Annotated in this window: 14 protein-coding genes; 7 read left to right on the forward strand and 7 right to left on the reverse strand. The window is 72.5% G+C overall.

Annotated elements, in window-relative coordinates; genetic code table 11:
* Window positions 1-15 precede the first annotated feature (15 nt).
* The 6 genes from AB0N07_RS03285 to AB0N07_RS03310 are packed head-to-tail and all read right to left on the reverse strand — an operon-like array spanning window position 16 to window position 9346.
* Window positions 16-3609, reverse strand: a complete 3594-nt coding sequence (locus AB0N07_RS03285; protein WP_365831562.1) for a tetratricopeptide repeat protein — start codon at window positions 3607-3609, stop codon at window positions 16-18.
* Window positions 3606-4925 carry a hypothetical protein gene (locus tag AB0N07_RS03290; protein ID WP_365831564.1) on the reverse strand — a complete coding sequence of 440 codons (1320 nt, stop codon included), beginning with the start codon at window positions 4923-4925 and terminating at the stop codon, window positions 3606-3608. Before AB0N07_RS03290 ends, AB0N07_RS03285 begins: the two co-directional genes overlap by 4 nt.
* Entirely contained in the window at window positions 4922-6775 is a 1854-nt protein-coding gene (locus tag AB0N07_RS03295) for a hypothetical protein (RefSeq protein ID WP_365831566.1), read from the reverse strand. Before AB0N07_RS03295 ends, AB0N07_RS03290 begins: the two co-directional genes overlap by 4 nt.
* 2 nt (window positions 6776-6777) lie before the next feature.
* Window positions 6778-7854, reverse strand: coding sequence for an AAA family ATPase (locus AB0N07_RS03300; RefSeq protein ID WP_365831568.1), 1077 nt, complete (start codon window positions 7852-7854; stop codon window positions 6778-6780).
* Window positions 7851-8891, reverse strand: a complete 1041-nt coding sequence (locus AB0N07_RS03305; protein ID WP_365831570.1) for a hypothetical protein — start codon at window positions 8889-8891, stop codon at window positions 7851-7853. Before AB0N07_RS03305 ends, AB0N07_RS03300 begins: the two co-directional genes overlap by 4 nt.
* Window positions 8888-9346, reverse strand: coding sequence for a hypothetical protein (locus AB0N07_RS03310; RefSeq protein WP_365831572.1), 459 nt, complete (start codon window positions 9344-9346; stop codon window positions 8888-8890). Before AB0N07_RS03310 ends, AB0N07_RS03305 begins: the two co-directional genes overlap by 4 nt.
* A gap of 187 nt (window positions 9347-9533) precedes the next feature.
* Between AB0N07_RS03310 and radA the strand changes: the two genes are divergently transcribed.
* Window positions 9534-10943: a DNA repair protein RadA gene (gene radA, locus AB0N07_RS03315; RefSeq protein WP_365831574.1), complete on the forward strand. Its 1410-nt coding sequence runs from the start codon at window positions 9534-9536 to the stop codon at window positions 10941-10943.
* An 81-nt stretch (window positions 10944-11024) separates the two neighbouring features.
* Entirely contained in the window at window positions 11025-12149 is a 1125-nt protein-coding gene (disA, locus tag AB0N07_RS03320; protein WP_365831576.1) for a DNA integrity scanning diadenylate cyclase DisA, read from the forward strand.
* A 50-nt stretch (window positions 12150-12199) separates the two neighbouring features.
* Here disA and AB0N07_RS03325 read toward each other — a convergent pair whose 3' ends face one another.
* A complete protein-coding gene (locus tag AB0N07_RS03325) occupies window positions 12200-13018 on the reverse strand; it encodes a hypothetical protein (protein WP_365831578.1) in 819 nt (272 codons plus the stop codon).
* 150 nt (window positions 13019-13168) lie between these two features.
* On the opposite strand from AB0N07_RS03325, the gene AB0N07_RS03330 reads away from it, so the two are divergent.
* The 5 genes from AB0N07_RS03330 to cseC all read left to right on the forward strand — a co-directional run bounded on the left by AB0N07_RS03330 (window position 13169) and on the right by cseC (window position 17692).
* A complete protein-coding gene (locus AB0N07_RS03330) occupies window positions 13169-14125 on the forward strand; it encodes an A/G-specific adenine glycosylase (RefSeq protein ID WP_365831580.1) in 957 nt (318 codons plus the stop codon).
* Between the two features lie 261 nt (window positions 14126-14386).
* Window positions 14387-14926 carry a SigE family RNA polymerase sigma factor gene (locus AB0N07_RS03335; protein WP_365831582.1) on the forward strand — a complete coding sequence of 180 codons (540 nt, stop codon included), beginning with the start codon at window positions 14387-14389 and terminating at the stop codon, window positions 14924-14926.
* A 41-nt stretch (window positions 14927-14967) separates the two neighbouring features.
* Window positions 14968-15546 (forward strand): hypothetical protein, encoded by a 579-nt coding sequence (locus AB0N07_RS03340; RefSeq protein WP_365831826.1) that lies wholly within the window; start codon window positions 14968-14970, stop codon window positions 15544-15546.
* Between the two features lie 77 nt (window positions 15547-15623).
* Window positions 15624-16328: a two-component system response regulator CseB gene (gene cseB, locus AB0N07_RS03345; RefSeq protein ID WP_365831584.1), complete on the forward strand. Its 705-nt coding sequence runs from the start codon at window positions 15624-15626 to the stop codon at window positions 16326-16328.
* 17 nt (window positions 16329-16345) lie between these two features.
* Window positions 16346-17692 (forward strand): two-component system sensor histidine kinase CseC, encoded by a 1347-nt coding sequence (gene cseC / locus AB0N07_RS03350; protein ID WP_365831586.1) that lies wholly within the window; start codon window positions 16346-16348, stop codon window positions 17690-17692.
* The last annotated feature ends 315 nt before the right edge of the window (window positions 17693-18007 follow it).

The following is an 18007-nucleotide window of genomic DNA, read 5'->3' on the forward strand; positions in this document are numbered from 1 at the left end:
TCACGGAGTGTCGGATCATGTGCTGGGTCGGCGCGCGGCGGGGAGGGGGGACTCGGGGTCGTCGTAGAGGAGGGAGAGGCGGTGGTCGCTGCCGAGGGTGCGCAACTGCCAAAGCTCTTGGGGGAGTTCGGCTAGGGAGCCGAGGTCGGAGAGCAGGGCGGCGGCCTCGTCGCGCAGGCGCAGGCATTGCGGCCCGCACCGCTTCGGGTGGGGAGCCGCGGTCCACAGGATCACACCGTGGCCGTCCTTCAGGAGACGGGAGACGAGGTCGCGGCCGCGGCCGTGGGCGGCTGGGCCGCACAGGACGGGGATGCGGTCGGGCGGGACGGGAAACGACGTCGCGGGCCCCGCGATGGGGATGTGCTGGGCGGAGAGCCGATGCGCGTTCCGCAGTTCCCGCCAGCGGGAGAGCCATGCGGTCTCGGGGCGGCCCGCTCGGGCCATGTCGCGCAACACCACGGGGAGTTGGGTACCCAGCAACTGCGGGCCGGGACCTCGTTCTGCCGCCCATCGGTGCGGTTCGAGGTCGAAGTGACCAAGAGGCAGGGCGAATTCGAGCCGGTCGGGGTCTTCCGCACGCAGTGCCTCGTCCAGCGCGGACTGCAGGGCGGCGCGCAGGTCGGTGACTCCCATGGGTGAGGTGCTCTCGCCCCGGGCCGCCCAGCCGGAGCCCCGTGACACATGCAGGGCCCAGCGGACGGAGGAGGAACGGAACGGGGCGGTGGCCACCGTCACGAGGAGACGGGTCTCCTCACGGGCCGGGCGCCGGTGAAGGAGCCGCCCACGGTCGCGGGCCCGTTCGGCACGCTCCTCGTCCCCTGCGCGGGCGTAGGTCTCGGCGGCCGCATGCCAGGTGCTGCGGGCCTCCTGGTAGCGGAGCTGCACCTCGTACGCCTCGGCCTGGACCTCCCAGGCCCGGGCCTGGCCCTGGGTGTCGGTCAGGGTGGCGAAGACCGACTGTGCTCGGGCGGTGGCGTTCACGGCCTCTTCCGCGGCGCCGGTCCTGCAGAGCGCCTCGGCGTGCCCGACCAAGGCGTGTGCCATGCCGAACGTGCTGCCGACGGACTCGTACAGCCGGGCGGCCTCGCTCAGGCAATCGCCGGCTTCGCCGTACTCGCCTCCCTGGAGGGACAGCATGCCGAGGCTGATGAGGGCGTCCGCCTGTCCCAGTCGGTCCCCCAGGGACCTGAAGACGTCCAGTGCCCCGAGGTGGGTCTCCCGTGCGGCGTGCCGATCGCCCTGTTCCGCAAGAACCATGGCCAGGGCGTTGTGCGAACCGGCGAGGCCCCCCTCGTCGCCGAGAGCCGTGAAGAGGTCTGCCGCCTTCCGGTACGCCTCCACCGCCTCGTCCGGACGGTCCGCCCCGCTCAGGGCCGCACCCAGCAGGTTCCACAGGTCGGCCTGCGTGCGGCGGCTCTCCTCCTGCACGAGCGCCACGTTGCAGCAGTCCATGCAGTCGTGGAAATACCCTCGCCAGTTCAGGTGGATGCCCAGGCGGAGGACGAGATCACTGACCGGCCGCCCGCCGGGCTCGGGCAGTTCCAGGGCGAGCGCGGTCAGGTTCGTGCGCTCGCCGTCCAACCAGGCCAGTGCGTCCGGCAGTTCCATACGTTCCCGGCCCTCGGTGCCGGGCTTTGTGGCGCTCAGCCCCAGGCGATCGACGGCTTCCTTCGTCCGTGCTGTGCAGAAGGCACCCAGGATTCCCCGGGCTTCGGCCCGCTCTGCCTGGGCCACCGGGTCCCGTTGCACCAGGTACTCGACGTACGCGCGCACCAGAGCCGGCAGGCGCCAACGCCGGGTCGCCTCGTTGCGCAGGACCAGACCGGCCTCCATGAGGGGCTCCAACCGGTCCGCTGTGTCACCCAGCACGCTGTCCGCCATGGCCCGGCCGACGTCATCGCCGGGAATCAGTGCCAGCAGGCGCAGAGCCTGCGCCTGCTCACGGGGCAGGCTCTGGTACTCGGCCTCGTAGACCTGCTCCAGGTCATCGAGGGCCTCGAGGATTCCACCCGGTCCCTCCGCACGGGCGAGGAGGTTTTCCAGCCCCGGTGGAAACCACCGTGCGAGCCGCAGCGCCAGCGGCACCCCGCCGCACAGCTCGGCCAGGCGCGACGCCGAGGCGGGATGGCTGCCGTCCGGGTCGAGAACCACCACGGCAGCCTCGGCGGACAGCGGATCCAGCAGCAGCGTCTTCGTACGGGAGAACTCCTTCGGCCTGCGGCGCGAGGTGGCCAGGACATGGAGACGCGCCCGCAGGGAAGCGTCCCCCACCGTGGTCAGCCAGTCCCAGGAGTCCAGTGCGTCGCACACGAAGAGAGCGGGGTCGGTACGGTCCTGCAGCCAGGACACGACGTGGTACTGCGCCTCCTGTGCATCGCACCCGCCGGGGAGGAACCGGATGCCCCCCGGAAACCATCCGCGCATCAGGGCCTGGTGGGCCGCTGCGACGGCGAGTGCGGTCTTGCCGATGCCCGGCATGCCGGTGACCACGGAGACGTTCGGCATTCCCACCATGGCACCTGCCGGGTCCAACAGGTCCAGGAGCCCGCGCAGTTCCTCGTCCCGCCCGAGCAGCTCGTCCACCACCGGCGGCAGCACCAGCGGATCGGCCTCGGGGTCGACGGCTTCGAGCACCGCGACCAGGGCCTCCACCGCCCGGTCCGCCGCCGCGTCACCCACGGCGCTGACCGTGAAATGCTCCGCGGCGGGCACGGCGTACGCGGTCGTCAGGCAGTCGTCGTTCTCGCCGTCCGCAGCCGTGGCCAGGAAGCGGACGCTGCTCCCCAGCACCTCTCGGGCAGCACTGACCAGGCGATACGACGGCCGTACGGGCCTGCTGCGAGGTCCCTGCAGCACCTCGGTGGCCACCACGACATCGCCGTAGTCCGTCTGCCACGTCTCCCGCCCCTGCACGACCGACACGACGAGCGGAACCTGGAGGTCATGGACCATCCCGTGCAGCACCTCGCGGGTCCCCCGCTGCGACCACGAGCCGCTCCTCACCAGGGCCACACGCCAAGCCGTGCCCCGCAGTTCGCCGATCTCGACCTGGGCGCGCACTCCGAACGTACGCCGCTCCACATGGGCCAACCGGCCCTTCAGCGCACCGGCCAACAGTCCCGACCCCGTCAGGACCATCACGGTCCCGGTCGGTTGCCGATCCTGCGCGGTACCGCCCGTCACCGGCGTCTCCCGGGGCAACGGCACCTCGATGTCCTCGGCCGGCACCCCCGCCCCGCCGACCCGAACCGCCAGCCTCTCGCTCCGGAACGGCACTCCGCCCGCGGTGATCAGCGTCAGCCGCAGCTCGGTCTGCAGCCCCGCCGGCCCCTCCCGCGTCGCGTACACCACGAAGCGGGCGGACCCGTACGTCCCCCCGAACCGGTGCAGCACCAGGGTCGTGTCGCCGGCCGACTCCACCGTGAGCCGGGAGCCGCCCTCGAGCATGCAGCCGATCTCGTACTCCTCGGTGTCGTACGGCCACGGGCTCGACTCGGTGTCGAACTCGACGTCCACGGTGACCAGGTACTTGCGCCCGTCCTCGACCGACCGGGGCCAGCTCACCAGGGGTTTGAGACTGACGGAGGGAGCGGGAGGGGTGGTGGTCACGGGACCTCGTCCCCTTCCGGTTCTTCCGGTTCTTCCGGCGCCTGGAGGGCCAGCGTCGTGCCCGGGTGGCCGAAGTAGGCGTACATGAAGCTGGTGAAGAAGGCCTCGATGGCGGCTTCGGACCGGCGGTCGTCGCCCTCGGCGATCGCCTGCTCCGCCTCGCGGGCGTAGTCCGCGCGGTGCGCGGTCAGGGCGTCGGCGAGGTTGACCGGCCCCCGCTGTGCGTTCCTGACCAGCCGGGCCGCGAAGTCGTGGGCGTGGACCTTGCTGATCTCGGCGAGGGTGGCGATCACGGCGCCGGCGCCCCAGCGGAGGAAGATCTCGGCGAAGTTGCGGGGTACGGCGGCGTTGTAGCGGCGGTCGACGACGGGGCGGGCGGAGACACAGGAGTTGATCAGCACGGCGGCTCCGGTGGCGCGCAGGGCCGGCATCCTCCAGTCCTCGTCGAGTTCGGGGAACGGGACGCCGCCGAGCGTGAACTCGTCGACGTCTTCGGAGTACCTGCCGTGGCAGCGCATCAGGAGCAGGCCGAAGCCGGTCTCCTTCTCCCTGAGGCGGGCGTGCAGATGGCGCATGGTCGTGGACCGCTCCCCGACCTCGTGCCGCCGCACGCCGTCCGCCGGGACGGCGAACTCCGGGTCCTCGTAGACGAGTACGCCGCCCCGGCAGTCGCGGGGCCGGGCGTCGTAGCGCCAGGCGCGGGAGGCGTCGTACACCGTGGTCCAGCGGATGACCGGGAGTGTGGCGCCGATCCAGCCGCCCGTGTCCGCGGGGGACGTCTCGTGCAGCGGCTGGCGGTACAGGAGTTCCCAGGGGATCTCGTGCGCGGTGTGGTCCCAGACGACCAGCCGCGGGTTCTCGGCCGCTCTCAGTCGGTCGACCCAGTCCGCCAGTACCGTCTCCGTGCGCCACCAGCCCTTGACGCGCCGGTAGGTGGCGCGCCAGCCGGACTTCGCGGCCAGTTCGACCAGGCGGGCCGGGGCGAGCCCGGGCTGCCGTCGCTGGTCGAGGTCGGTGGGCCGGTTCGCGCCGCGGACCCTGCCCCGGTGGTGCAGGTACAGCTCGAAGCTGGGCCGGCCTGCGTAGGTGGTGTTCTTGACGCACAACAGGGCGGTGCCGGGTGGCAGTTCGGCGGAGAGCCCGGCGTTCTCGGGGTCGAAGCCCTGTGTTTCGGAGGGTTCTTCGACGTCGTCGAGGTCGTATGAGGCGTTGTGGTCACGGACGTCGGGGTGCGCCGCGCCGTTCGCCGTCTGCTCCGCCGGGGGTGTCTCGTCGGCGTACAGCCTGCCGCGCAGGCTCAGCGGTTCCGTGGTCATGGCAGCTCCGCCGGGCTGCGCCGGGGCGCCACGACGAGGGTCGCGCCGAGGGCCTGGGCGAGCTGTGCGGGCAGTTCGGGGTACTGGTCGAGGTCCGGGGCGACGACCACCGCGCGCAGCCGGTTCAGCGTGGCGGCCGTGGCCGCGACCCGCAGGGCGTCCGTCACGCCCTCGCGTCGCACTCCGCTCGGGGTGCGGCCGCGCAGACTCGCGTCCAGGGGTACGTTCCCGCGGCCGTCGGTGACGACGACGAGCAGGGCCTCGTCGACCACGGCACGCCCGCGGCGCAGGAAGCGGCGCAGTTCGTGGATGCCGAGGTCGAGGGCGTGGGCGAGGGGGCTGGCGGTGCCGGGCGCACGGTCGAAGGTGTCGAGGACCGCCGGGTCGAGCAGCGAGGGGACGCGGACGCGCTCGGCACACAGGTCGAGTCCGGCGGTGCGGTGGCCGAACTCGACGACCGTGACGGCGGCGTTCGTCTCGTAGGCCCAGCGCAGGTGCGGGGCGAGGGCGGGGGCGGGGTCCCAGTCGCGGCAGGAGTGGTCGACCACCAGGACCAGGGCGTGCGCGGGTTCCGGACGACGGCGGTACTGCCGCAGGTCCACGGCGCTCAGGGCGAGGGGACGGTTCGCGTGTTCGGGGTGCTCCGGGCGCAGCAGCCGGGACGTGGCCGCCTGGACCATGCTCGGCACGAGCGCCAGATCCTGCACGTCCTGGGCGCGCATCGTCCCGACCGGGCGGCCCTGCAGCCGCCGGGCCGCGCTGCGCCGGCGGCCGGGCGGTCGCAAGGTGCCGAGCTGGGGCAGGGCGTCCGGTGCGTCCTCCGGGTACGGGTCCCGGTCCGGGTACGGGGGCGCCGTCGCGGGAGGGGCCGCCGGGGCCGCGGGCAGGGGTTGGGGCGGGGCGGGGGCGGCCACCGGGACGGGTGTGGGGAGGGTGGCGGTCGGGGTGGGCTGTGCCTCGGCGGGCTCCGGAGCCCGGCTCGGAGGGTCGGGTGGCGCTTGTGGGCTCCGGTCCGGGCGGGGCGGGGGTGGCGTGATGCCGAGCAGCGCGGCGGCCTGTGTCATGTGCTCGGCCCGGACCTCCCGCGTCTGCCCCGACCGCACCGCCAGCGCCCGCGCCACCCGGGCCAGCGCCAGTCCCCTGCGCATCCCCGTGTCCGGAGGGACCAGGCCGACCGCCAGGTCGAGTGCCTCCGCGGTCGGCTGCGGCCGCCGGCCGGTTCCGGGGACGTACGGGAGGGCCGGCAGTGCCGCGAGGAGGGCCTCGCGTTCTGCGGGCAGGTCCCAGAAGCGGTCCGTGCCGAGGCGCCACAGCGCCTCGTTCAGGTGCTCCGCCTCGACGCGCAGCGGGAAGCGGTCCAGGAGGTGCGGTGAGAGCCGGGCGGCCTCGGTGCGGTCCGCGGCCGCCAGCCAGCGGGCGCGCGGGTGCCAGCGGAGGCTGAGACCGTGCATCTCGACATGGGCCGCGGCGGCACCGAGCAGGGTCACGGCCGCACGGACGACGGCGGGGCCCGCCTGGCAGAGGTCGGGGACGAGAACCACCGGGGCCGCGGCTTCCGCCTCCTCCACCAGCAGCCCCGGTACGAGCCGCAGGCCGTCACCGCCCGGTCTCAGACGCAGCCAGAGGTCCTCCTCACCGAGCCATGAGCCCAGCGTGCGGACCGCTCCGGGGGCCCCGGTGTGCGCGGCGAGCCAGGCGCCGAGCGGGGGCAGCAGCTCCGGGTCCAGGCCGAGGAAGAGGATGCCGCCCGCGCCGGGTTCGGTGGCGAGGCAGGACAGGAGCGTGAGGGCCCGGGTGACGGCCTCCCCGTCCCCCGGCCTGCGTGCGGCCTCGCCGATACCGTCCCGCACGGTCAGCCCCGGCCGTCCGCGAGCAGTTCCTGTACGAGGGTGTCGTCCTCCTCGCTCCACACGGGGAGCGTGCCCGTGTCGCCGCGCCCCCTGCGGTGGACGAGCGCCGGTTTCGCGACCCGGCGCAGGTGCTCGGGCGACACGTGCGGGTCGTCCTCGATCGCGGCGAGCGCTCGGGCGGCCCTGAGCAGGACGATCTCCCCGCGGTGCCCGGCCAGCCGGAAGCCCTCGGCGAGGGCGGCGCAGCCTGCGTAGACCTCGGGCCCGCAGGTGATGCCGGTGAGGCGCAGACGCGCCGCGTCCAGCTCGGCCCGCTTCTCGGCGTCCTGCCGCAGCGCGTCCGCCATGAACCGGGAGCCGGGATCGCTCCGTTCGGCCTCGAAGCGCAGCACGGTCTCCACGATGCGCCGCCGCTGCCGGGCCTCCGACTCGGACTCGACGGTGGCCACCAGGCCGAAACGGTCAAGGAGCTGGGGGCGCAGCCCGCCCTCGTCCGGGTTCATGGTGCCCACCAGCGTGAACTCCACATGCTGGGTCTGCTCGGAGCGGTGGTCGCGTTCCAGGGCGAGGATGCCGGTGGAGGCCGCGTCCAGGATGATGTTGACCAGGTAGTCGTCGAGGAGGTTGATCTCGTCGACGTACAGCATGCGGGCCCTGGAGCGGGACGCCTGTACGAGCAGTCCGTCGGACTTGCGCGGTCTGCCCCGCATGAGTTCCTTGATCCGCCAGCCGCCCAGCACCCGGTCGTCGGTGGCGCCGATGGGCATCGTCACGGGCAGGCCGCCGACCGCCATCTTCGTGAAGGCGCGCACGGTCGTGGTCTTGGCGGTGCCGCGCTGCCCGGTGGCCAGCACCCCGCCGACGGCCGGACACACATAGGCGATCTCCAGCGCGGTCCGCAGCTCCTCCTGGCCGACGAGCAGCGCGTACGGCAGCACGGTGTCGAGCGCGGCGGCCTCCTGGACGGCGGCGTCCTGGTCCTCCAAGTCGCCGTGGTTGCCGGGCAGTTCTTCAGTCATGTGGTCGGTCACGCGTCCCGCCGGGTCCGTCGTCGTGTCATCCGTCGTGTCGTCCGTCATGACTGTCCCTGCCCTTGTCCCTGTCCCCCGGTCGGGCCCGGGTTCGGTTCCGCGGTGTACCGGAAGGCGGGTGGCAGCGGTACGCCCTGGCGCCACAGGTCGCACCACCACGCCGCGAGCTCCCGCTCCCGCGCCGGGTCCTCGGGGACCTTCATGCCCAGGGCCTGCAGCAGCGCGAACCGGTGCAGGTCGAAGGCGACGTGGAGGGACTCGCCGTACGCGAGGGCCGCCTGTACGGCGCCCCGGTAGGCCACCCACGACACGGCGAGCGGCACCGCCGCAAGGGACAGCCACCAGCCGGTGCGGGCGAGCACGACCGCCGCGATCACCGTGGTCACCGCCGTCGTGACCGCCATCCGGGCCGCACCGTCCACCGTGTCCCGCCGGTCGTCGACCACTGCCCGGGTCTGCTCGCCGAGCAGTGGGTACAGCCGCGGCCACGCCACCACGGCGTCGTAGCCGAAGGCGCGGCCCGCCGTGTCCTCCGCGGCGGCGAGGGCGTTGCCGAGTGCGGTGGGGCGGACCAGGTGGTCCGGGAGGGGGTAGCGGCGGCGCAGCTCCGCCCCGGCGACGCCCGCCCGCTGGACCGTGTCGGGCCCGGCGACCGACTGGGGGACGGTCCACGCGCCCGGTGGGCCCGGCGGGAAGGGACCGAAGGAGGGCAGCTGCGCCCGCTGCTCCCAGGCCCGCTTCTGCCGGAGCTGCCGCTTCCGCGCCCACCGCGCACCCAGCCGCTCGGGCCACGCGCCTTCGAGCAGCCGCACCACGGCGGTCTGCAGCGGGGCGAGCAGTACGGCGACCAGGGTGACGCCGAGGACGAGCAGCACCACCTCGCCCACGCCGAGCGCCGTCGCGGTCGCCCAGGCCCGGTGGAAGCCCAGGCGGCCGCCGACCGGGGCCGCCCAGCCGCGCGCGCCCGCCCAGAACAGCAGCAGGACGAAGAACACGGCGGCGTACGTCGGCAGATAACCCACCAGGAAGAACCGCCGTCCCGCGCCGAGGGCGGCGGGCGGCTGCAGTGCGGCGTCCAGCTTCATCGCACCAGCTCCATGAGGCCGTGGCCGGCGCTGCACCGCGGGTGCAGCCGAGCGTCGTAGAAGGCGCGGGCCTCGCCCGCCCGGCACTGCCGGCACACGAACACGACGGTCCGGTACTGCGTCGACATGCCGAGCAGCCCGGCCCGGTCCCCCGCGCCCCATTCCGCGCTGCCGTAACCGGCAGACGTGCCCCCGGCGACCCCTAAGGACTCCCGCACGCGCGCGTGGCTGCTGATTCCGATGCCGGGCCCCTCCTGGGGCAGCCCCCGCACCCGGATCGCGACTCCGCGGTACTCCGGGCGGGCCCGGAAGAGCTCATCGAGCCGGTGCGCGACCGCGGGAGCCCGGTCCTGGTCCGGATCGACGCAGATGGCGTGGTCGTACCTCGTCAGCCCGGCGTCGACGAGTCCGCCGTACAGCTCTCGCGCATGCTCGATCCGGTCGTCCTCCGACACCGGCCCACCCTCCTGCCCCCGCGGTGCGGCCCCTCCACGACGTGTCCCGTCCTGGCGTTCGGCAGTGGCGATTCTACGAAGATCGACCACTGGGGGGAGGCGCATTGCGGCAACTCCATGCGCTCTCCACGAGCGTCCGCGCCCGGACCGTACGGCGTTGTCAGTGGGCTCGGTTACGGTTCTCCGCATGGCTGCCCGTACCAAGTCCACGAAGGACCGCCCGTCCTACCGCTGCACCGAGTGCGGCTGGCAGACGGCCAAGTGGCTCGGTCGCTGCCCCGAGTGCCAGGCATGGGGGACGATCGAGGAGTACGGCGCGCCCGCCGTCCGTACGACGACACCGGGGCGCGTCACCACCTCCGCGGTGCCCATCGGCCAGGTCGACGGGCGCCAGGCCACCGCCCGCTCGACCGGTGTGCCCGAGCTGGACCGGGTGCTGGGCGGCGGGCTGGTGCCCGGCGCGGTGGTGCTGCTGGCGGGCGAGCCGGGCGTCGGCAAGTCGACGCTGCTGCTGGACGTGGCGGCGAAGTCGGCGAGCGACGAGCACCGCACGCTGTACGTCACAGGTGAGGAGTCGGCGAGCCAGGTGCGGCTGCGCGCCGACCGCATCAAGGCCATCGACGACCACCTGTATCTCGCTGCCGAGACCGATCTGGCCGCCGTGCTGGGTCACTTGGACGCGGTGAAGCCCTCACTCCTCATCCTGGACTCCGTACAGACCGTGGCCTCCCCGGAGATCGACGGCGCCCCCGGCGGCATGGCGCAGGTGCGCGAGGTGGCCGGCGCGCTCATCCGCGCCTCCAAGGAGCGCGGGATGTCCACGCTCCTTGTGGGCCATGTCACCAAGGACGGGGCCATCGCCGGGCCCCGGCTCCTGGAGCACCTCGTGGACGTCGTCCTCAGCTTCGAGGGCGACCGGCACGCACGCCTGCGGCTCGTCCGGGGCGTCAAGAACCGCTACGGCGCCACGGACGAGGTCGGCTGCTTCGAACTGCACGACGAGGGCATCACGGGCCTCGCCGACCCGAGCGGACTTTTCCTGACCAGACGTGACGAACCGGTCCCGGGCACCTGTCTGACGGTCACGCTTGAGGGCCGCCGCCCCCTGGTCGCCGAGGTCCAGGCGCTCACCGTCGACTCACAGATCCCCTCGCCGCGCCGTACGACCTCGGGCCTGGAGACCTCCCGCGTCTCGATGATGCTCGCCGTCCTGGAGCAGCGGGGCCGGATCAGCGCGCTCGGCAAGCGGGACATCTACTCCGCGACGGTCGGCGGGGTGAAGCTCTCCGAGCCCGCAGCCGACCTCGCCGTCGCCCTCGCGCTGGCCTCGGCAGCCAGCGACACCCCGCTGCCCAAGAACCTGGTCGCGATCGGCGAGGTCGGCCTCGCGGGCGAGGTCAGACGGGTCACGGGCGTCCAGCGGCGACTCGCCGAAGCACACCGTCTGGGCTTCACCCACGCGCTCGTCCCGGGCGACCCGGGCAAGATCCCTGTCGGGATGAAGGTCCTGGAAGTCGCCGACATAGGGGACGCTCTGAGAGTCCTTCCACGCTCCCGTCGCCGAGAGGCCCCACGGGACGAGGAGGACCGCCGGTAGACTTTGCCCTGGTCTCGCCCGTCCGTACGAACAGAATGTGCGACACGGGGGCGCCCCAGAACCTGCGACCGGAGGAGTGCAGTGGCAGCCAACGACCGGGCGGCAGCTCCCGGAAAGTCCGGCGGGAGTTCCGGTGCCGATGGCCTGATGCGCGCCTCACTGAGCGCCGTGGCTCCCGGCACGGCCCTGCGCGACGGGCTCGAGCGGGTACTCCGCGGCAACACGGGCGGTCTCATCGTGCTCGGCTTCGACAGGACCGTCGAAACCATGTGCACCGGCGGTTTCGTGCTGGACGTCGAGTTCACGGCCACCCGCCTGCGCGAGCTGTGCAAGCTCGACGGCGGCATCGTGCTCTCCTCCGACCTGTCGAAGATCCTCCGGGCGGGCGTCCAGTTCGTGCCCGACGCGACGATCCCGACCGAGGAGACGGGCACCCGGCACCGTACGGCGGACCGGGTCTCCAAGCAGGTCGGCTTCCCGGTCGTCTCCGTCTCCCAGTCGATGCGCCTGATCGCCCTGTACGTGGACGGTCAGCGCCGCGTCCTGGAGGACTCCGCGGCCATCCTGTCCCGCGCCAACCAGGCCCTCGCGACCCTGGAGCGCTACAAGCTCCGCCTGGACGAGGTCGCGGGCACACTGTCCGCGCTCGAGATCGAGGACCTGGTGACGGTCCGCGATGTGTCGGCGGTCGCCCAGCGCCTGGAGATGGTGCGCCGCATCGCCACCGAAATCGCCGAATACGTGGTCGAACTGGGCACCGACGGGCGTCTCCTCGCCCTCCAGCTCGACGAGTTGATCGCGGGCGTGGAGCCCGAGCGCGAGCTGGTCGTCCGGGACTACGTCCCCGAGCCCACCGCCAAGCGTTCCCGCACGGTCGACGAGGCCCTCTACGAGCTGGACGCCCTCACCCATGCCGAGCTCCTCGAACTGCCCACGGTGGCAAGGGCGCTGGGCTACACGGGCTCACCGGAGGCACTCGACTCGGCGGTCTCGCCCCGAGGCTTCCGCCTCCTGGCCAAGGTGCCGCGCCTCCCGGGCGCCATCATCGACCGTCTCGTGGAGCACTTCGGAGGCCTGCAGAAACTGCTCGCCGCAAGCGTCGACGACCTCCAGACGGTCGACGGCGTGGGCGAGGCCCGCGCCCGCAGCGTACGAGAGGGCCTGTCCAGGCTGGCGGAGTCGTCGATCCTGGAGCGTTACGTCTAAACAGGTCGGAGAAGGCCCGCGCCCCAAAGGGGCGCGGGGCTGTATCGGACTCAGTCGTCCTTGAGCATGAATGAGATCTTCGACTTGGCGAACCCCGGCGCCCCCGCCTCCACCAGATACGTACCGGCTCCCGCAGACCCCGCCGGAGGCGTCGCGCACTGGGGAGCGCTCGGCTTGCGGTCCCACTTCACGGTGTAAGTGATGCTGCTGCGGTTGGGCACCCGGAACACCAGGCTGCCCGGGCCCTGGGGGCAGTCGGCGGACGACCAGTAGTTGTTGTCGCTGCCCGCCTCGGTGATCGTCAGCACCGCGCTCTTCGGCCCGAGGTCGATCTTGCAGTCGAGGCCCGAGGTGTTCGTCGCGGTCAGCAGCAGAGTCGGCGTCTGACCGGGCGAGTACGTGTTGTGGAGGCTCCGCACCGTCAACGTCACTGCGCTCGTGGTGCAGTTGGGGATGGAGGAACTCGCCGGAATCGTGTCGCCCCGTCCGACCCCGATACCGGAGCCGGCTCCGGCCGTACCGCCGCCGGCCGACCCGCCGGAGCCCCCGGACCCCGACCCGGAGCCCGAACCGGAGCCGGACCCCGAACTGCCCCCGGAATCCGACCCACTGGAGCCCCCGCCGCTCGACTCGTCACGCCCGCCCGGCGCTTGGCTGATCGCGGGACCCGAACTCGACGGCCCCGCAGTGATCGTGGGCGCGGGGGTGTGGCCGTTCGCCCCGTCGTCCTTCTTGCCGCCGCCACCGCCCGACAGGACGATCCACATGATCAGCAGCGCCAACAAGGCAACCACAGACACGAGTACGGCCCTCCGGCGCCAGTAGATGGAGGAGGGGAGCGGCCCGACAGGATTGCGCAGAGATCCCACGGCGCAAACTGTACGAGAGATCGGGCGCTTCGCTGGCCCCACCCGCCGCCGGTTCGTCAACTTTTCCGGATCATCATTCCGGTCCGCACGACGCACCGCACGCGAGACGGCGGCCCAACCGACCGGCGTCATGGCAGGATCGGAAACGCCATGACTGCGCCCACGAAGCCCCCGCACAGCAGCCCCGCCGACGGCCCGGCCGGCACCCTCGCCGGCTCCCCTCTCGGCGAGGACCACGAGACCCTCCATGCCTCCGTCATCGACTGGTTCGACGAACACGCCCGCGACCTGCCGTGGCGGCTCCCGGAAGCCGGCCCCTGGGGTGTGATGGTCAGCGAGTTCATGCTGCAGCAGACGCCGGTCAGCCGTGTGCTGCCCGTCTACGAGCAGTGGCTGGCCCGCTGGCCGCGCCCCGCCGACCTGGCCCGCGAGGCACCCGGCGAGGCCGTCCGCGCCTGGGGCCGGCTCGGCTACCCCCGCCGCGCCCTGCGACTGCACGGCGCCGCCGTGGCCATAACGGAACGGCACGGCGGGGACGTACCGACCGACCACGCCCAGCTCCTCGCGCTGCCCGGCATCGGCGAGTACACGGCCGCGGCGGTCGCCTCCTTCGCGTACGGGCAGCGACACGCGGTGCTCGACACCAACGTCCGCCGGGTCTTCGCGCGCGCCGTCACCGGCGTCCAGTACCCGCCGAACGCGACCACCGCCGCCGAACGCAAGCTGGCCCGCGCACTGTTGCCCGAGGACGAGCGGACCGCGGCGCGGTGGGCGGCCGCCTCCATGGAGCTGGGTGCGCTCGTCTGCACCGCCAAGAACGAGACCTGCCACCGCTGCCCGATCGCCGCGCAGTGCGCCTGGCGGCTCGCGGGCAAGCCCGAGCACGAGGGGCCGCCGCGGCGCGGCCAGACGTACGCGGGGACCGACCGGCAGGTGCGCGGCAAGCTGCTCGCCGTACTGCGGGAGGCCCACGCGCCCGTGCCGCAGTCGGCCCTCGACCGGGTGTGGCACGAACCGGTGCAGCGCGCGCGGGCGCTCGACGGGCTCGTCGCGGACGGTCTCGTGGAGCCGCTGTCCGGTGGTTTGTATCGGCTGCCGTTGACGTAACCCTCGTAACATCACGCCGGATTACATACACTCGCCCTGTCAAATCACCCCAAAGCGGCGCAATTTGGTGAAGCTGTTTACCCCGTTCCTACGTCCGTTACACAACCGACGTACAGCCGACTGCTAGCCGAGCGTTGGCTCGGACAGCGCCGTGACAACACCTCCGTAGCTTCATTTGCGTGCCCGGCAGAAGCGGGCTGTTACGGAACAGGCCCACGGCGATCAAGCCGGCGGGCAACGGGGATCGGGAGGCGGTTCGACATGGCGCAGGGCGAGGTGCTCGAGTTCGAGGAGTATGTCCGCACGCGGCAGGACGCGCTGCTGCGCAGCGCCCGCCAGCTGGTCCCGGACCCCGTGGACGCGCAGGACCTGCTCCAGACTGCGCTGGTGCGGACCTACGGCCGCTGGGAGGGCATCGCGGACAAGCGGCTCGCGGACGCCTACCTGCGCCGGGTGATGATCAACACGCGCACCGAGTGGTGGCGGGCCCGGAAACTGGAGGAGGTCCCCACCGAGCAGCTGCCGGACGCCTCGGTCGACGACTCCACCGAGCAGCACGCGGACCGTGCCCTGCTGATGGACATCATGAAGGTGCTGGCTCCCAAGCAGCGCAGCGTCGTGGTCCTGCGACACTGGGAACAGATGTCGACGGAGGAGACGGCCGCGGCCCTGGGCATGTCGGCCGGAACGGTCAAGAGCACGCTGCACCGGGCGCTCGCCCGGCTCCGTGAGGAGCTGGAGAGCCGCGATCTGGACGCACGCGCGCTGGAGCGTGGGGAGCAGGAGCGTTGCGCGGTCTGACCGACTCGGGCCGAGGGACCTTGCAGGCGGCGTACACGGCGATGGCCGTGCTCGCCGCCCTCGCCCTTTTCGTCTCCGCCTGCGGTACCGGCGGCACCGGCGCCCGTGACGAGGGCCCGGCGCACGCCGACTCGGTGATGGGCGCCGCCGCCTCACCCACACCCAGCCCCTCGAAGACCACGCATGTGGACGCGGTCAAGCTGGTCAAGGACGACCCGATGGTCTCGGCGGAGGTCAAGCGCGGCCTCAAGCCGTGCGTCGCCGACGAGTACCCGATCGACGTGTCGTACGGCGAGCTGACCGGCGGATACTCGGACGACATCGTGGTGAACGTGCTGACCTGCGGGGACGCGGTCGGTGTCGGCTCGTATGTGTACCGCGAACAAGGCGGTCGGTACGAGAATGTCTTCCGGACCGAGGAACCCCCGGTCTACGCGGAGATAGACCGCGGCGACCTGGTGGTGACGAAGCAGGTGTACGAGAAGAATGACCCGATGTCGAGTCCGTCCGGTGAGATCGTGACCACGTACATCTGGGCATCGGGCCACTTCGTCAAGCGGTACAACACGCGCAACGACTACAGCAAGGCCGTCGGGGGCGACGCGTCGCCGCGTTCGTGAACCGTTCGGGCCGCCCGGACCGATCACCCGGCAGCAGTGCGCACGCCACGACCGACACGAGAACTGAGAGCAGCGGGATGGCAGACCAGACCCACGTCCTGTTCGTCGAGGACGACGACGTCATCCGCGAGGCCACCCAGCTCGCCCTGGAGCGGGACGGCTTCGCGGTCACCGCGATGCCCGACGGGCTCTCCGGCCTGGAGGCGTTCCGGGCGAACCGCCCCGACATCGCGCTGCTCGACGTCATGGTGCCCGGACTGGACGGTGTCAGCCTGTGCCGCCGTATCCGCGACGAGTCGACCGTGCCGGTGATCATGCTGTCCGCGCGGGCCGACTCGATCGACGTCGTCCTGGGCCTGGAGGCTGGCGCCGACGACTATGTGACCAAGCCGTTCGACGGTGCCGTACTGGTCGCGCGCATCCGGGCCGTGCTGCGGCGCTTCGGGCACGCCGGCGGCGGCGACCGGGCGGACGAGGAGCCCGCCGATGTGGCGGGCGGGGTGCTGAGCTTCGGCGATCTGGAGATCGACACCGAGGGCATGGAGGTGCACCGGGCCGGGCAGCCGGTGGCGCTGACGCCGACCGAGATGCGGCTCCTGTTGGAGTTCTCCTCCGCGCCGGGCACGGTCCTGTCGCGCGACAAACTGCTGGAGCGGGTGTGGGACTACGGCTGGGGCGGGGACACGCGCGTGGTGGACGTCCACGTGCAGCGACTGCGTACGAAGATCGGCCAGGACCGGATCGAGACGGTCCGCGGCTTCGGCTACAAGTTGAAGGCCTGAGCGGGGACACCAGGGACATGCGGGGGATCTTCCGGAGCCCGGCCGCTGCGAACGCCGCAGACGGTACGGGCATGCGCACGGGCCTCAGATGGAAACTCAGCGCGGCCATCGCACTGGTCGGCGCGCTGGTGGCGATCGCGCTGAGCCTGGTCGTGCACAATGCGGCCCGGGTCTCGATGCTGGACAGCGCGCGCGACCTCGCGGACGAGCGCATCAAGATCGCGCAGCGCAACTACGAGATCCCCAGCCGCACCCTCTTCCCCAACATCAAGATCGACGACCCGCAGCTGCCTCCGGCGCTGCGGGAGAAGGTCGAGGCGGGCCGGCGTGCCACGTATGTGACCGACCGGCCGGGCGGCCACCCGGACATCTGGGCCGCCGTGCCGGTCAAGGACGGGCATGTGCTGTCGCTGCACACCGGGTTCACCGACCGCAGCACGAACATCCTCAAGGACCTCGACCAGGCCCTGGTGATCGGCTCCATCGCGGTGGTCCTCGGCGGCAGCGCGCTGGGCGTGCTCATCGGCGGCCAGCTCTCGCGCCGGCTGCGCAAGGCGGCGGCCGCCGCGAACCAGGTCGCCAGGGGCGAGTCGGACGTACGGGTGCGGGACGCCATCGGCGGGGTCGTGCGGGACGAGACCGACGACCTGGCGCGCGCGGTGGACGCCATGGCGGACACCCTGCAGCAGCGCCTCGAGGCGGAGCGCCGGGTCACCGCGGACATCGCGCACGAGCTGCGCACCCCGGTGACGGGCCTGCTGACGGCGGCCGAACTGCTCCCGCCGGGCCGCCCGACGGAGCTGGTCCTGGACCGCGCGAAGGCCATGCGCACCCTGGTCGAGGACGTCCTGGAGGTGGCCCGCCTCGACAGCGCCTCCGAGCGGGCCGAGCTGCAGGACATCCTGCTCGGCGAGTTCGTCACCCGGCGGGTGGCGTCGAAGGACCCGGCCGTCGAGGTGCGGGTGGTGCACGAGTCGATGCTCACGACGGATCCGCGCCGTCTGGAGCGCGTGCTGTTCAACCTGCTCGCCAACGCCGCCAGGCACGGCAAGCCGCCGATCCAGGTCACCGTCGAAGGCCGGGTCATCCGGGTCCGCGACCACGGGCCCGGCTTCCCGTCCGATCTCCTGGCCGAGGGCCCGAGCCGTTTCCGCACGGGCAGCGCGGACCGGGCGGGCCACGGCCACGGCCTGGGCCTGACGATCGCCGCCGGTCAGGCCCGCGTGCTGGGTGCCCGCCTGACCTTCCGCAACGTACGCCCGGCGGGCGCACCGGATCATGTGCCGGCGGAGGGCGCGGTGGCGGTGCTGTGGCTGCCGGAGCATGCGCCGACAAATACGGGCAGTTACCCGCTGCTGCCGTAGGGATTTCGGGGACGCAGGACTTTCGGGGTCAGGTGGCGGCGACCAGCAGTTCCTCCTCTCTCGACGGCCGCAGCCCGTCCGTCCGGCCGGTGAAGTGCCGGTTTCCGGGGCCTCCCGGAAACCGGCCGTGCGGGGGAGGGCGAGGACCTGAGGAAGGGGTGCCGGCCGCTCGGGCGCCCTTCATCGCGACCCCTAGCTGCGGGCGCTCCTCCGCTTCGAGTCCTCGATGGGCCGCCGGAGGTCGTGACCAGCGTCAATCGCGGCGCGAGAGCGACGACGAGCCGCGCGCGGGCCGACCCCCGAACCGGGGCCGCG

Origin of the sequence: Streptomyces sp. NPDC051172, from assembly GCF_040682555.1 — a bacterium.
In the GTDB taxonomy this organism is placed as follows: Bacteria; Actinomycetota; Actinomycetes; order Streptomycetales; family Streptomycetaceae; genus Streptomyces.

Excerpts from the sequence above, each read along its gene's own strand:
- AB0N07_RS03290 (WP_365831564.1), bottom strand. The coding sequence starts at position 4,925 with ATGACCACGGAACCGCTGAGCCTGCGCGGCAGGCTGTACGCCGACGAG.
- AB0N07_RS03300 (WP_365831568.1), bottom strand. The coding sequence starts at position 7,854 with ATGACGGACGACACGACGGATGACACGACGACGGACCCGGCGGGACGC.
- AB0N07_RS03305 (WP_365831570.1), bottom strand. The coding sequence starts at position 8,891 with ATGAAGCTGGACGCCGCACTGCAGCCGCCCGCCGCCCTCGGCGCGGGA.
- radA (WP_365831574.1), top strand. The coding sequence starts at position 9,534 with ATGGCTGCCCGTACCAAGTCCACGAAGGACCGCCCGTCCTACCGCTGC.
- AB0N07_RS03330 (WP_365831580.1), top strand. The coding sequence starts at position 13,169 with ATGACTGCGCCCACGAAGCCCCCGCACAGCAGCCCCGCCGACGGCCCG.
- AB0N07_RS03335 (WP_365831582.1), top strand. The coding sequence starts at position 14,387 with ATGGCGCAGGGCGAGGTGCTCGAGTTCGAGGAGTATGTCCGCACGCGG.
- AB0N07_RS03340 (WP_365831826.1), top strand. The coding sequence starts at position 14,968 with ATGGCCGTGCTCGCCGCCCTCGCCCTTTTCGTCTCCGCCTGCGGTACC.
- cseB (WP_365831584.1), top strand. The coding sequence starts at position 15,624 with ATGGCAGACCAGACCCACGTCCTGTTCGTCGAGGACGACGACGTCATC.
- cseC (WP_365831586.1), top strand. The coding sequence starts at position 16,346 with ATGCGGGGGATCTTCCGGAGCCCGGCCGCTGCGAACGCCGCAGACGGT.